Below are 14,021 nucleotides of genomic sequence, written 5' to 3'. Positions count from 1 at the left end.
TCGGACCGCCTTCCAGCGGACCCTCCGGGCTTCGTTCTTTCGTGTTTCCAGCTTATCAGATGTTTTCCGCTCCGTTTTCCGGAGTTTCATTCATCGGATTTGCTTTCCGCTTTGCCGCCCCGGTCTCCCGCGGCGACTCCGGAACTGTACGGGGACCGGCCCGCCACATGCAAATCGCCCCTGCCCGGGGGTCCGGGCAGAGGCGATCAGTGCCGGGTCGATGCCGGTCGGAGCCGGGTCAGCGGACCTCGGTGATCTCCGGACCGCGCGCGAACGGGTCGAGCGAGGTGCCGCCGAAGCGGTTGTCGCCCTCGCCGGCGGCGGCGGCCCCGCCACCGTCGGCGACCATCTGGGCGTCCTCGGGAAGCTTCAGGACGATCGGGTCACGGGGAGCCATCGGGGACTCGCCGCGCACGACGACCGTCTGCCGGAAGACCTGCTCCAGGATCCCGGCCATCTCCGGCTGCACCGCGGCCTGGCCCGAGATCACACCGCGCAGGAACCAGCGCGGGCCGTCGCAGCCGACGAACCGCACCAGCTGCACCCCCTGGGTGCCGTCCGGCAGCTGCACCGGGACCTGGGCGCGGAGGTGCCAGCCGAGCGGGCCCTCCTCCTCCTCGATGAGGCCGCCCTGCGAGGTGATGCCGTTGGCGATCTCCTCCCGGACCTCCCCCCAGATGCCCTCGGACTTCGGGGCCGCGAAGGCCTGGAGCTGGATGGCGCTGTTGCCGAGCACGAGGGTGGCGGCCACGATCGCGTCACCGGCGACCTCGACGCGCAGCTCCATGCCCTCGACACCGGGGACCAGCAGACCCCCGAGGTCGACTCGCCCCTCCTCGGGGTTCTCGAGCTCGGAGTGGTCCCACGGACCGTCCGGCCGGGGGGCCGGCGGCAGGCCGACCCTGTCGGCCGGGTCCAGCTCGGTCACGTTCTCGCTCTCGGCGGAACCTTCGACGTCATCGGCCGTCTCGTCGGCGCTGATGGCGTCGTCGGCGAGCTGCTCGACAGCGTCCTCGCTCTTCTGGCGACGACGGAACACGGTCACTGTCCTTCCCGGTCCAAGACCGATGCGAATACCTGCTCGGCTTCCTGCGAGGCCGCGGGCATGCTAGACCGCGGCGTGGCCGCCGGTCGACCCGAACCCGCCCTCGGCACGTGCCGACCCAGGCAGCTCCTCCACCTCGTGGAAACGGGCCTTCTCGACCTGCTGGATCACCAGCTGGGCGATCCGGTCCCCTCGGCGGAAGCTGACCCCCTCGCGCGGGTCCAGATTGACGACGATCACCTTGATCTCTCCACGGTACCCGGCATCGACCGTCCCCGGGGCGTTCACGAGGGCAACGCCGCAACGAGCTGCGAGCCCGGACCTGGGGTGGACGAAGGCCGCGTAGCCGTCCGGCAGGGCGACGGCGATGCCGGTGGGCAGGACGGCCCGCTCGCCGGGCGCCAGCTCGGCGTCGACGGTGGTGCGCAGATCGGCACCGGCGTCCCCGGGCTGCGCGTAGGCGGGCAGCGGCAGCTCGGGGTCGATGCGCTTGATCAGGACGTCCAGCTGCGGGCGGGGGGTATCGCTCAAGGGTTCACCTCAAAGGCTCGTGCGCGCTTCATCAGATCCGGGTCGTCGAGGACCTTCTCGATGTCCTCGGGGCGACCGTGCGTGGTGAAGTGTTCCAGCTTCACCTGGATGAAGAGGGCCTGCGCGCGGACGGCGAGCGGTCCGTCCGGACCGCCGATCCGCGCCTCGGCTGCGCTGTAGATCTTGCGGCCGTGCACACCGGTGATCCAGGCGCGCAGGTGCAGCACCGAGTCGACGGGCACCGGGCTGAGGAAGTCGGTCTCCAGCCGGCCGGTCACGGCGGGGGCGTGCAGCAGCCAGTTGAGCGTGCCGAGGGTCTCGTCCATGGCGGTGGTCAGCAGCCCGCCGTGGGCCAGGCCCGGGCCGCCCTGGTGGGCGTCGCGGACGGCGAACTCGGCGGTGACGTCGAGTCCCTCGCCGGCGACCGCGTCGATCCGCAGGCCGCCGGGGTGCTGCGGGCCGCAGCCGAAGCAGTGCTCGTAGTGGGAACCGAGCCGGGTACCGGGGGCGGGCGCCCGGGGGTGGCGCTCCGGCAGGACGGCGTCCGGCGGCGGGGTGGTCGGGGTCGGCGGCATGACGGGCGCCGGCCGGTCGGTGGGGGTGCTGGGGGCTGTCGTACCGGTCACGGGGGCCAACCCTACCCAGGGGTAGGGAGCCTCCGGTGGGGGTGGCGTCCCGCGCCGGACGTCAGGGCGACCACAATGGGGGGCATGTACGACGAACGCCTCACGGTGCCGCGTTCCTGGTGGCTGCTCCCGATCGCGGTGGGTCTCACGCTCGCGCTGATCCTGATCCGGGTCAGCGGTCCGGCCGCGCTGATCGGGCTGGTGGTCGGCATCGCCGCCGGCGCGGTCGCGATCAGCAGTTACGGCTCGGCCCGCATCCGCGTGGTCCAGGGCTCACTGGTGGCCGGCCCGGCCCGGATCCCGGTGGACGCGCTCGGCGACGCTCAGGCGCTGAGCCCCGCCGAGGCGGCGGCCTGGCGCGGCCCGAAGGCCGATCCGCGCGCCTTCATGCTGCTGCGCAGCTACGTCCCGACGGCGCTGCGGGTCGAGGTGACCGACCCGGCCGACCCGACGCCGTACCTCTACCTGTCGACCCGCTCGCCGATGAAGCTGGCGGAGGCCCTGGAGGACGCCCGGCGCGGCGCCCGCACCTGAGGCGGGCCCGAGCCGGCCGTGAGCCGGCCGGGCCCGGACCCGGGCCGGACGAAGGGGCCGGCCGGACGAACCGAAGAGGCCGGACAAACCGAGAGGGACGGTTCCGCTGCTGCGGGACCGTCCCTACGACTTTGTCCTGACCGGGTCTCCGGCCGACTCCGTCCTCCCGGGCCCGTCCTGCCGGACGGTACCCGGACCTGCCGTCCGGCCCCGCTGCCCGGGGCCGGAAGGAGCGGTGTGCCGGTCCCGCGGGCGCAGCCGCGGGCACCGGGCCCTGTCCGCCGCGGTGCTCAGGCGCCGCAGTCCCGGCAGATCGGGTTGCCGTTCTTCTCGCTGTAGAGCTGGCTGCGGTGGTGCACCAGGAAGCAGCTCATGCAGGTGAACTCGTCGGCCTGCTTCGGCAGGACACGGACGGCGAGTTCCTCGTTCGAGAGGTCGGCGCCGGGAAGCTCCATGCCCTCCGCGGCGTCGAACTCGTCGACGTCGACAGAGCCGCCGCCCTTGTCGTTCCGCCGAGCCTTGAGCTCTTCGATGCTGTCCTCGTTGACGTCATCGTCGGTCTTGCGTGGGGTGTCGTAGTCGGTTGCCATTTGTCGCTCTCCCCCTCCGGGTTGTGCGGTGTGTGCGGTATCTCCAGCGCACGTAACGCATGGGGGGTCGGTCTTGTGCCCGACCCGAGGCGGAGATTTTGCCTTACTTCAAGCCCTGTTACTCAATCGACACTCAGCCCGGGCTCCATCGGGGTGATCCCCGGGCCTGCGGAAGGCCTCACGCTGGGCCATCGCCGACCCCTGTCGGACCCGATAAACCAGACACGCACAGTGAGCAAGACCGGTGCGGGCGCCTGGGAAATCCCGTGCCCACCAGGGAGACCGACCGATCCCGTGGACCGGCCGGGGGCCGAAATCCGGTCACGGACGGCGATCGGCACCCCTGGGCCGGTGATCACTCTCCGGGGTTGCCCGGAATCGCGGAGCGACACGATGTGACCTTGGTCACGTTAAGAATCTTCCTGGTCAAATCACGGAAAATCCACCCACTCCGACCGCCCGGTGCCGGGCCTCAGCCGGCGGTCTTCCGAGCCGCGCGGCGGGCCAGCAGGGCGGCCTGGCGCTCCTCGAACTTCCGGGCCTGGTCGTCCAGCCCGTCCAGGAAGACGCCCAGCTCGTTCTGCGCCAGCAGGCCCTCCGGGCCGAGCCCGCCGATCTCCATGACCCTGAGGTGGCGCAGCACCGGCTGGAGCACGTCGTCGTGGTGGATGCGCAGGTTGTACACCCCGCCGATGGCGATCTGCGCGGCGGCGCGCTCGAAGCCGGGGATTCCGTGGCCGGGCATCCGGAAGTCGGTGACCACGTCGGCGACGGCCCGCATGGCCTGGTCCGGGGCGATCTCCAGGGCGGCCTTCAGCAGGTTCCGGTAGAAGACCATGTGCAGGTTCTCGTCGTTGGCGATCTTCGCCAGCAGCTGCTCGCAGAGCGGGTCGCCGGCGTACTTGCCGGTGTTGCGGTGCGCGATGCGGGTGGCGAGCTCCTGGAAGGCCACGTACGCGACCGAGTGCAGCATGCTGTGCGCGTTGTCGGACTCGAAGCCCTCGGACATGTGGCTCATCCGGGCCCGCTCCAGCTCCACCGGGTCGACCGCCCGGGTGGCGAGCAGGTAGTCGCGGATCGCTATCCCGTGGCGCCCCTCCTCGGCCGTCCAGCGGTGCACCCAGGTGCCCCAGGCGCCCTCGCGGCCGAACATGGTCGCGATCTCGTGGTGGTAGCTGGGCAGGTTGTCCTCGGTCAGCAGGTTCACCACCAGCGACACCCGGCCCACCGCGGTCACCTGGGACTGCTCCAGCGACCAGGCCTCGCCGCCCAGCACGCCGTCGAAGTCGCGGCCCTGGCTCCACGGGACGAACTCGTGGGGCATCCACTCCTTCGCCACGGACAGGTGGCGGTTGAGCTCCTTCTCGACGACCTCTTCGAGGGCGAGGATCAGCCGCGCGTCGGTCCAGCCGCTCGCGACGAGCGGGGAGCTGCTGCTCTGCACAGGGGCGATGGTCACGGTCTTGCTCCTGAGGGGACGGCACGCGCTGGGACGGGCGCGTTGAGACGGGGACACTTCGTGCGGACCCGCCGGCGGGCCGCCGACGGATTCACCTACGGTTGCGTAGGTTACGACACCGTAAGTTGCTTGGGCCGGAAAAGACAAGCCGCCCCCGCCAGGCCTTATGTCGTCTTGACGGGCCTGGCGGGGGCGGCTGGGAACGGTCGCCTACGGAAGGGTCGTTCGACCCTTACGGAGAGGGGATGCGGACCCTCATGGTGAGTCCGCCACCGGCGCGCGGCGTGGCCTCGATGGTGCCGCCGTGGGCGCGCACCACCGAGCGGACGATGGACAGGCCGAGTCCGACCCCCTTGTCGCTGCGGGTGCGGTCGGCGCCCTTGATCCGGCGGAACGGCTCGAAGATGTGCTCCAGCTCGTACCCGGGCACCACCGGGCCGGTGTTGGAGACCACCAGCTCGCCGCCGCCGGGCACCGCCGTGGTGGCCAGCTCGACCCAGCCCCCCGGGGTGTTGTAGCGCACGGCGTTCTGCAGCAGGTTGAGCGCGAGGCGCTCCAGCAGCACGCCGTTGCCGGCGGCCATGGCCGGATCGAGCTTCGAGCGCAGCTCGACCTCGCGCTTGTCGGCCTCGCCGCGGGTCTGCTCCAGCGCCCGGGTGGCCACCTCGGACAGCTCCACCGGGCGCCGGTCGGTCAGCTCGTTCTCGCTGCGGGCGAGCAGCAGCAGGCCCTCGACCAGCTGCTCGCTGCGCTCGTTGGTGGCCAGCAGGGTCCTCCCCAGCTGCTGGAGGTCGGACGAGGCCGCCGGGTCGGAGAGCTGGACCTCCAGCAGGGTGCGGTTGATCGCCAGCGGGGTGCGCAGCTCGTGCGAGGCGTTGGCGACGAAGCGCCGCTGGGAGTCGAAGGAGCGGTCCAGCCGGTCCAGCATGCCGTCGAAGGTGTCGGCGAGCTCCTTGAGCTCGTCGTCCGGGCCGTCCAGCTCGATCCGGCGGTGCAGGTCGGAGGAGGCCACGTCGCGGGCGGTGCGGGTGATCCGGCCGAGCGGGCGCAGCACCCGGCCGGCCATCGCGTAGCCCGCCGCGAAGGCGATCACGGCGAGGCAGACCAGCATGGTCAGCGACTTGCGCAGCAGGGTGTTGAGCGCGGAGTTGGAGCGCGCCAGGTAGTCGGCGGCCTGCCATTGGTTGTAGTCCGTGCTGTTCATGGTGGTGCTGACGCCGTCGGGGCTGGTGACCCGGAGGCTGCCGTCGAAGACCAGCTTGCGCGGCGCCAGGTACGAGACGGCGTCCTGGAAGAACACGTACATCAGGAGCAGCAGCACCACGCCGGCCATCAGGAACATCCCGCCGTAGAGCAGGGTGAGCCGCATCCGGATGGTGGGGCGGAAGGGCAGCCAGGCGAGCATGCCGTCGCCGGGGGTGTAGTGCCCGGGGCGGTGGACGCGCGGCGGGGTCAGGGGCTTCGGCGGGACGGCACGCGGGCCGCCGGCGGGCGCGCCGGAGGCCCCGCCGGCCGGGGGCGGGGTGGTCATGATGGTCCTCTCGGGGCGTCCGCCGGGGCGGGCGCGTACGGCGGGGAGTCCGGGGTCGGGCGGACTCCGGTCGTCAGATCCGGTAGCCGGAGCCCGGCACGGTGACGATCACCGGCGGGTCGCCGAGCTTGCGGCGCAGCGTCATCACGGTGACGCGCACGACGTTGGTGAACGGGTCGGTGTGCTCGTCCCAGGCCTTCTCCAGGAGCTGCTCGGCCGAGACGACGGCGCCGCCGGCCCGCATCAGCACCTCCAGGACGGCGAACTCCTTGGGGGCGAGCTGAACGGTTCGTCCGTCGCGGATCACCTCGCGCCGGCCGGGGTCGACCGAGATGCCGGCGCGTTCCAGCACCGGGGGCAGCGGGACGGTCGCACGGCGGCCCAGCGCCCTTACCCGGGCGACGAGTTCGCTGAAGGCGAACGGCTTCGGAAGGTAGTCGTCCGCGCCGATCTCCAGGCCCTCGACCCGGTCGCTGATGTCGCCGGAGGCGGTCAGCATGATCACCCGGGTGGCCAGGCCCTGCTCGACCACCTTGCGGCAGACGTCGTCCCCGTGCACCAGCGGAAGATCGCGGTCCAGGACGACGACGTCGTAGTCGTTGACCGCGATGCGCTGGAGCGCGGCCTCCCCGTCGTACACCACGTCGACGGCCATCGCCTCGCGGCGCAGGCCGGTAGCGACGGCCTCGGCGAGCAGCTGCTCGTCCTCGACGACGAGAACCCGCACGGTCGTTGTCCCTTCTCCAGGCCGGCCCCGGAAAGCGGACGCACGGCTCCGACGGTGCCTCCATCCTGCCTGGTCCGGCGGTAAAGCAGCGATAAGCTGCCCCTCGGGCACGGAGCCGGAGCCCCCGGCCGTCACCGTTCGCACCCGCAGCACTCCGCTTGGACTGTGACACAGGCAACTTTCTTCCGCCGGGAGGTTTCCCGCCCTCCGGGGCGGGGAGGACAGCTGCACACCCGCGATCTGGCTGACGGCCGGTCGCACCCACCCGCCGTGCGTTCATCCGCGCCGGCCCTGGGGCTGGGACATCACCGGGAGCGGCCGAAGGGCCGTCTCCGCACCTATCCGGACCTTCACCACCATCCGGGCTCGGTGCTTTCACCGGCTGGACCTCCTCGGGGCGGAGAGCGCACGACCGTGCACGTCCGACACAGTAAGGGGGCCCGTATGGACGCCTTCAAGGCCGGAATCCTGCAGCGCATAGCCAACGCCGAGCAGGATCTGCACCGCGCGATCGAGGCCGGGGACGAGTTCCTCGCCGAGGTGGAGCAGTCCGAGCTGGACGACCTCCGCCGACTCGCCGCCGAGCACGGCGTGGACACGGTGCTGGAGCGCCACCGCACCGCTGCCTGACCCGTCCGGCACACCGACCAGTCGCCGGATCTCCGGCACCAGCGGCCCTGCGGGGGCCGTGCGAAACCCAGGCCCTGGCATTCCCCGTATGCCAGGGCTCTTCGCATGTCCGGGGCCGCCCCGCCCACGCCCGTGGGTTCCGCGGGCGGGACGGGGCGGAACCGGTCAGTCCGCCCAGGCGCGCAGCGCGGCCAGCCGCTCCTGGAGCGGCTCGTACACCCCGGGGGCGGCGGCCACGGTCAGCTCGCCGTCGGGGCCGTGCCCGGGACGGCCGCCGACCAGGGCCCCGGCCTCGGCGGCGATCAGGCAGCCGGCCGCCCGGTCCCAGGGGGCGAGGCCGCGCTCGTAGTAGCCGTCCAGCCGCCCGGCGGCGACGTCGCACAGGTCCACCGCGGCCGCCCCGCCCCGGCGGATGTCGCGCACCTGCGGCATCAGTGCCAGCAGCACCTCGGCCTGCCGGACCCGCACCGACTGGACGTAGTTGAAACCGGTGGCGATCAGCGCCTGGCCCCAGGGCGGGGCGGGGCGGGCCGAGACCGGCCGGCCGTCGAGGCGGGCACCGCGGCCCAGGACGGCGTGGAACAGCTCGCCGCGGGCCGGGGCGTACACCACGCCGACGACCGCGCGGCCGTCCACCTCGGCGGCCACGCTGACCGCCCAGGAGGGCAGCCCGTACAGGTAGTTGACCGTCCCGTCGAGCGGGTCCACGACCCAGCGGACCCCGCTGGTGCCCGGCCGCTCGGCGCCCTCCTCGCCGAGGTAGCCGTCCTCCGGGCGGCGGTCGGTGATCAGCTCGAGGACGAGCTTCTCCGAGGCGAGGTCCATCTCGGTGACCACGTCGACCGGGCTGCTCTTGGTGCCGGCCACGCCGAGGTCGGCGGGGCGGCCGTCGCGCAGCAGCGCGCCGGCCTGCCGGGCCGCGTCGAGGGCGACCTCCAGCAGGTCGTCGAGGAGCCGGTCGTCGGGCAGGGCGGGGGTGGGCACGGGGTTCTCCTCCGGAGCGACGGGACGGACGGGACGCGCGGGACGGACAGGGCGCGCGGGACGGGCGGTCAGTGCTCGGCGACGGCCGGACGCGGGGCGCGCGGGTTCGGGCAGCAGGCCACCGCGCACACGTCGTGGCTGGGGCCGAGGGTGCCGAGGGCGCAGCGGGTCACCCGCTCGCCGCGCTCGACGGCGGCCCGCTCCAGGACGAGCTCGCGCACCGCCGCGGTGAACCGGGGGTCGGCGCCGACGGTGGCGGCCCGGGCCACCGGCAGGCCGAGCTCGGCGGCCTTGGCCACGGCCTCGGTGTCGAGGTCGTACTTGACCTCCATGTGGTCGGAGACGAAGCCGATCGGCACCATGACCACGGCGGGCGCGCCGTCGGCGTGCTGGGCCTCCAGGTGGTCGCAGACGTCGGGTTCCAGCCACGGGGTGTGCGGGGCCCCGCTGCGGCTCTGGTACACCAGCTCCCACGGCCGCTCGGCCACGCCGGTGCGGTCGGCCACCGCGGCGGCGATCAGCCGGGCCACGTCCAGGTGCTGGGCGACGTACGCGCCGCCGGGCTCGCCGCGGGCCGGGTCGTCCGGGGCGCCGGAGGTCTCGGCCATCGAGTCCGGGACGGAGTGGGTGGTGAACGCCAGCCGGGCGCCGGGGCGGACGGCCTCGGGCAGCTCCTCCAGGGCGGCCAGGACGGCGTCGGTCATCGGCTCGACGAAGCCCGGGTGGTTGTAGAAGTGCCGCAGCTTGTCGACCCGCAGAGCGGGCACGCCCTCCTCTGCGAGCGCGGCCAGCGCGTCGGCCAGGTTCTCCCGGTACTGGCGGCAGCCCGAGTATCCGGCGTAGGCGCTGGTGGCGAGCACCGCGATCCGGCGGTGGCCGTCGGCGGCCAGCTCCCGCAGGGTGTCGACCAGGTAGGGCGCCCAGTTCCGGTTGCCCCAGTAGACCGGCAGGTCCAGCCCGTGCTCGGCGAAGTCCTTGCGCAGCGCGGCGAGCAGCTCGCGGTTCTGCCCGTTGATCGGACTGACCCCGCCGAACATGAAGTAGTGCTTGCCCACCTCCTTCAGCCGCTCCTTGGGGATGCCGCGGCCGCGGGTGACGTTCTCCAGGAACGGGACGACGTCCTCGGGGCCCTCGGGCCCGCCGAAGGAGAGCAGCAGCAGGGCGTCGTACGGGGCGGCGCCGGAGGGGGAGGGTTTGCGCGCGTCGGACATGGCACCGATCCTGCCACTGAGGGGCCGGACGCCGTCGCGGGGGCCGCGCGGGTGTCCGGAAAATACCGTTTGCCAACGTACGTAAGCTGTGTTTGCCAGCCTTGTTCCTTACTCCCCTTGCCCGGAGCTCCCGTGCTGTCCAGCTACCGCCAGATATTCGCCTCCCCCGGCACTCTGGCCTTCTCCTCCACCGGCTTCGTCTCCCGACTGCCGATCTCCATGACCGGGATCGGCATCGTGACCATGCTGTCCCAGCTCAGAGGCTCCTACGGAGTGGCCGGCCTGGTCTCCGCCTGCCTCGCGGTCTCCGCCGCGATCCTCGGCCCCCAGGTCTCCCGGCTGGTGGACCGGCACGGCCAGCGGAGGATCATCGTCCCCGCCATGGCGCTCACCATCGTCGCCGTCACCGGCCTGCTGCTCTGCGCCCGGCTGGAGGCCCCGGACTGGACGCTGTTCCTCTTCGCCGCCGGCATGGGAGTGATGCCCAGCACCGGTGCGATGGTCCGCGCCCGCTGGGCCCACCTCTACCGCGAGGACGCCGGCAAGCTGCACACCGCCTACTCCTTCGAGGCCGTGGTCGACGAGGTCTGCTTCATCGTCGGCCCGATCCTCTCCATCGGCCTGGCCACCTCCGTCTTCCCCGAGGCCGGCGTGCTGCTCGCCGGGATCTTCCTCGCCGTCGGCGTGCTGCTGTTCGCCGGGCAGCGCTCCACCGAGCCGCCGGTCCACCCGGCCGCCCGGCACGCGGGCGGCTCGGTCATCCTCAACCGCGGCCTCCAGGTGCTGATCGTGACCTTCGTCGCCACCGGCGCGATCTTCGGCTCGGTCGAGGTGGTCACCGTCGCCTACGCCGAGGCCCAGGGCCACAAGTCGATCTCCAGCGTGATCCTCGCCCTGTGGGCGCTCGGCTCCTGCCTGGCCGGGGTGGTCTTCGGGACCCTCAAACTCACCGGCTCGATGGCGGTGCGCTTCCTCGTCGGCGTCCTGTTCATGGCGGTCAGCATGGTGCCGCTGCTGCTGGTCGCCCACGCGGTGCACGGCGTCGGCGGGCTGGTCGCGGTCGGCGCCGCGCTGCTGATCGCCGGCATCGCCATCTCCCCCACCCTGATCACCGCGATGGCCCTGGTCGAACGGCTCGTCCCGGCCTCCCAGCTGACCGAGGGCATGACCTGGACCACCACCGGCCTGGCCCTCGGCGTCGCGGTCGGGTCCTCGGCCGGCGGCTGGGTGGTCGACGCCTCCGGAGCCGCCGCGGGCTACTGGGTGCCGCTGGCCGCCGGCCTGCTCGGCGTGGTCGCCGCCCTCGCCGGCCTCGCCCGGCTGCGCGCCGGACTGGCCACCGAACCCACCGCCGAGGCGGCCGCCGACGGGGCCGGACGACCCGTAGACGCCGACCGGTGAACTGACTAGTCTCTCGCCCTACCCGCGGGCCGTACCGGCGGGTAGGGCGGTAGCGCCGCCCCGGACCGCGCCGACCCGTTCGGCCACGGAGCAGGAGGCAGCGCAATGCCCCAGGCCAGTACCGCGACCCCCACCCGGTGGACCAACTGGGCCGGCAACCAGAGCGCCCGGCCCGCCCGGGCCGCCGCCCCCGGCACCGCGGAGGAACTGGCCAAGGAGATCCTGCGGGCCGCCGAACAGGGCCGCACCGTCAAGGCCGTCGGCTCCGGCCACTCCTTCACCTCCATCGCCTCCGCCGGCGACGGCGTCCAGATCCGCCCGCACGCGCTCACCGCCGTCCGCGGGATCGACCGCGAGGCCGGCACCATCACCGTCGAGTCCGGCCTCCCGCTGCACCGGCTCAACCGGGTCCTCGCCGCCGAGGGCCTCTCGCTGACCAACATGGGCGACATCGAGGTCCAGACCGTGGCCGGCGCCACCAGCACCGGCACCCACGGCACCGGCCGCGACTCCGGCTCGCTGGCCGCCCAGATCCGCGCCCTGGAGATCGTCCTCGCCGACGGCACCGTCCGGCACTGCTCCCCCACCGAGAACCCCCGGCTCTTCCAGGGCGCCCGGCTCGGCCTCGGCGCCCTCGGCGTGATCACCGCGCTCACCTTCGGCGTCGAGCCGGCCTTCCTGCTCACCGCGCACGAACAGCCGATGGGCTTCGACGAGGTGCTGGAGCGCCTGGACGACCTCACCGCCGTCAACGAGCACTTCGAGTTCTACTGGTTCCCGCACACCGACCGCTGCGCCACCAAGCGCAACAACCGCAGCCAGGGCCCGGCCGCCCCGCTGCCCCGGTTCAAGGAGTGGCTGGAGGACGACTTCCTCTCCAACACCGTCTGGGAGGGCGCCTGCCGGGTCGGCCGGCGCTTCCCCGGCTCGATCCCCTCGATCGCCTCGATGGCCAGCCGGGCCTGGTCCGAACGCAGCTTCACCGACACCGCGTACAAGGTGTTCACCAGCCCGCGCAAGGTCCGCTTCGTGGAGATGGAGTACGCGGTGCCGCGCGCGGCCGTCGGCGAGGTGCTGCGCGAACTGAAGGCCCTGGTCGAGCGCTCCGACTGGAAGGTCAGCTTCCCGGTCGAGGTGCGCTTCGCCCCCGCCGACGACCTCTGGCTCTCCACCGCCTCCGGCCGGGACAGCGCCTACATCGCCGTCCACCTCTACCGGGGCACCGCCGACCAGGGCTACTTCACCGGCGTCGAACAGCTGATGACCGCCCATCAGGGCCGGCCGCACTGGGGCAAGCTGCACACCCGCGACGCCGAGTACCTGGCCGGCGTCTACCCGCGCTTCGGCGACTTCACCGCGCTGCGCGACGAGGTCGACCCGCAGCGGGTGTTCGGCAACGACTACCTGCGCCGGGTGCTGGGCGCCCAGCGCATGTCCTAGGAGGTCACGGCGGTCCCGTCGGCCGACGGGGCCGCCGGTGCCTTCGCCGGTTCCTTCAGCGGCTCCCTCGCCGGGGCGTCGCTCGGCGCCGGCGGCTGCGGGGTCGTCCCGCCGCCGGGCTTCCCGCCGCCCGCCGACGGGGAGGCGCCGGCCGACGGGGTCGCGCCCGGGCCCGCCGAGGGCGAGGCCGTCCCCGCGCCGGTGCTCGGCGTGTCGCCCGGCTCCCGGCTCGGCCGGGTGGTCGCCGGGGCCGAGGCCCCGCCGGACGGCGCGGTGTCCTGGCCCGGGCGGCCGCCCGGGGCGGGCCGGTCCGTCGGGGCGTCCTGCGGCCGGTCGGACTTGGACGTCAGCGCCCCGCCGAAGGACGTGCCGTTGCCGGACTCGCCCTTGACCGTCGCCGACACCGGCTGCCCGGTGGCCAGTTCGAACGCCACGATCGGCGCCATCGCCAGCACGAAGACCAGCCCGGACACCGCCGCGTACGTCTTCCAGCCCCACCGCCGGCGCGCCCGCACCACCTGCGGCTCGCTCCATTCCGAGGTGATCACCGGCGGCTGCGCCCGCGTCCCGGACGGCCCGGTCTCCACCGGCGCCTGCCGCAGGGTGTTGGCGGCCTGGTTCGGCCCCCGGTCCACCGCCTCGCGCAGTTGCTCACCGGTCCGCTTGAAGATGTGCTGGAACACCGCGCCACCGGTGGTGGCCCCGATGCTCACCACGGCGGCGCCCAGGATCGTGCCGTACACCCCCAGCTCGGAGGCCAGCAGCGCGCCCACCACCGTGGCCAGCGCACTCGCCGCGACCTGAGCCACACTCAGATCGATGCGCCTGCGCTCCTCCTTGACCTTTCCGCCCTCCTCGGCGGGGCTCCGCTCCGGCATCAACATCCCTCGGTCCGTACGACTGTTCCTCGAACAAGGCTCTCCATCTTGCACAAAGAAGGACACAAGGGACGAAAATGCGGTTCTCCGCACCCGGATTGTGTGAAGATGATCACCGTTCATCCGACGGTGGTCCGCCATTGGGGGAGCGCGCTCTTGAGATTCCCGTGAATCGCGGGAGACTTGAGCGGCGAGCCGCCCCGCTGGATGCCACGAATGGAGTACTGTTCGTAAAGCCCGAGCCTTGGGTCGACTTGTCGACTACGTCTACACCGGTAGCTTGACGAGGAGCCACTGAACGGGCACGCACGGCGACGCCGGTCCCGGATCGTCGCGAACACTCCGCGTGCGAGGACGGCCGGGACACCCAGGCGCGACGCCGACGGACGGCGTGGCAAAAAGGCAACCGTGCCACAGCGGCGCGCGCGGGCATA

14 protein-coding genes are annotated in these 14,021 nt (G+C 72.8%); 4 read left to right on the top strand and 10 right to left on the bottom strand.

The features are described 5' to 3' along the window. Nucleotides 1–238: 238 nt before the first annotated feature. The 3 genes from ACZ6EM_RS37240 to ACZ6EM_RS37230 all read right to left on the bottom strand — a co-directional run bounded on the left by ACZ6EM_RS37240 (nt 239) and on the right by ACZ6EM_RS37230 (nt 2,151). Nucleotides 239–1,039: a DUF3710 domain-containing protein gene (locus tag ACZ6EM_RS37240; protein WP_380551264.1), complete on the bottom strand. Its 801-nt coding sequence runs from the start codon at nt 1,037–1,039 to the stop codon at nt 239–241. Between the two features lie 69 nt (nt 1,040–1,108). Next, complete coding sequence (gene dut, locus ACZ6EM_RS37235; RefSeq protein ID WP_030239204.1) at nt 1,109–1,576, bottom strand: dUTP diphosphatase; 468 nt, start codon at nt 1,574–1,576, stop codon at nt 1,109–1,111. Continuing rightward, a complete protein-coding gene (locus tag ACZ6EM_RS37230; protein ID WP_359913260.1) occupies nt 1,573–2,151 on the bottom strand; it encodes a PaaI family thioesterase in 579 nt (192 codons plus the stop codon). Before ACZ6EM_RS37230 ends, dut begins: the two co-directional genes overlap by 4 nt. A 135-nt stretch (nt 2,152–2,286) precedes the next feature. Here ACZ6EM_RS37230 and ACZ6EM_RS37225 point away from each other — a divergent pair, with 135 nt between their 5' ends. Further along, entirely contained in the window at nt 2,287–2,736 is a 450-nt protein-coding gene (locus ACZ6EM_RS37225; protein ID WP_380350893.1) for a DUF3093 domain-containing protein, read from the top strand. 290 nt (nt 2,737–3,026) lie between these two features. Here ACZ6EM_RS37225 and ACZ6EM_RS37220 read toward each other — a convergent pair whose 3' ends face one another. The 4 genes from ACZ6EM_RS37220 to ACZ6EM_RS37205 all read right to left on the bottom strand — a co-directional run bounded on the left by ACZ6EM_RS37220 (nt 3,027) and on the right by ACZ6EM_RS37205 (nt 7,043). After that, nucleotides 3,027–3,326, bottom strand: a complete 300-nt coding sequence (locus ACZ6EM_RS37220) for a DUF4193 domain-containing protein (protein ID WP_360355380.1) — start codon at nt 3,324–3,326, stop codon at nt 3,027–3,029. A gap of 472 nt (nt 3,327–3,798) precedes the next feature. Beyond that, the gene (locus ACZ6EM_RS37215) at nt 3,799–4,785 is read right to left on the bottom strand and encodes an acyl-ACP desaturase (RefSeq protein WP_465774354.1); all 987 of its coding nucleotides are present in this window, start codon (nt 4,783–4,785) and stop codon (nt 3,799–3,801) included. A 232-nt stretch (nt 4,786–5,017) separates the two neighbouring features. After that, nucleotides 5,018–6,316, bottom strand: coding sequence for a sensor histidine kinase (locus ACZ6EM_RS37210; RefSeq protein WP_380551270.1), 1,299 nt, complete (start codon nt 6,314–6,316; stop codon nt 5,018–5,020). Nucleotides 6,317–6,389: 73 nt separating this feature from the next. Next, nucleotides 6,390–7,043 carry a response regulator transcription factor gene (locus tag ACZ6EM_RS37205; RefSeq protein ID WP_359913230.1) on the bottom strand — a complete coding sequence of 218 codons (654 nt, stop codon included), beginning with the start codon at nt 7,041–7,043 and terminating at the stop codon, nt 6,390–6,392. A 444-nt stretch (nt 7,044–7,487) separates the two neighbouring features. Between ACZ6EM_RS37205 and ACZ6EM_RS37200 the strand changes: the two genes are divergently transcribed. Then, nucleotides 7,488–7,673: a hypothetical protein gene (locus ACZ6EM_RS37200; RefSeq protein ID WP_030057688.1), complete on the top strand. Its 186-nt coding sequence runs from the start codon at nt 7,488–7,490 to the stop codon at nt 7,671–7,673. Between the two features lie 165 nt (nt 7,674–7,838). On the opposite strand, the gene ACZ6EM_RS37195 is transcribed toward ACZ6EM_RS37200, so the two are convergent. Further along, nucleotides 7,839–8,657 carry an inositol monophosphatase family protein gene (locus tag ACZ6EM_RS37195; protein ID WP_380551273.1) on the bottom strand — a complete coding sequence of 273 codons (819 nt, stop codon included), beginning with the start codon at nt 8,655–8,657 and terminating at the stop codon, nt 7,839–7,841. Between the two features lie 68 nt (nt 8,658–8,725). Then, entirely contained in the window at nt 8,726–9,868 is a 1,143-nt protein-coding gene (locus ACZ6EM_RS37190; protein WP_359913235.1) for a ferrochelatase, read from the bottom strand. A 132-nt stretch (nt 9,869–10,000) separates the two neighbouring features. On the opposite strand from ACZ6EM_RS37190, the gene ACZ6EM_RS37185 reads away from it, so the two are divergent. Further along, a complete protein-coding gene (locus tag ACZ6EM_RS37185) occupies nt 10,001–11,269 on the top strand; it encodes an MFS transporter (RefSeq protein WP_465774353.1) in 1,269 nt (422 codons plus the stop codon). Nucleotides 11,270–11,374: 105 nt separating this feature from the next. Continuing rightward, nucleotides 11,375–12,709 carry a D-arabinono-1,4-lactone oxidase gene (locus tag ACZ6EM_RS37180; protein ID WP_452177389.1) on the top strand — a complete coding sequence of 445 codons (1,335 nt, stop codon included), beginning with the start codon at nt 11,375–11,377 and terminating at the stop codon, nt 12,707–12,709. Here the strand turns inward: ACZ6EM_RS37180 and ACZ6EM_RS37175 are convergent. Next, a complete protein-coding gene (locus ACZ6EM_RS37175; RefSeq protein WP_401051471.1) occupies nt 12,706–13,587 on the bottom strand; it encodes a hypothetical protein in 882 nt (293 codons plus the stop codon). The two genes, ACZ6EM_RS37180 and ACZ6EM_RS37175, sit on opposite strands and share 4 nt — an antisense overlap. Between the last annotated feature and the right edge of the window lie 434 nt (nt 13,588–14,021).

Source organism: Kitasatospora sp. NPDC041917 (genome assembly GCF_055589745.1).
This window is presented reverse-complemented; position numbering and strand designations above follow the sequence as displayed.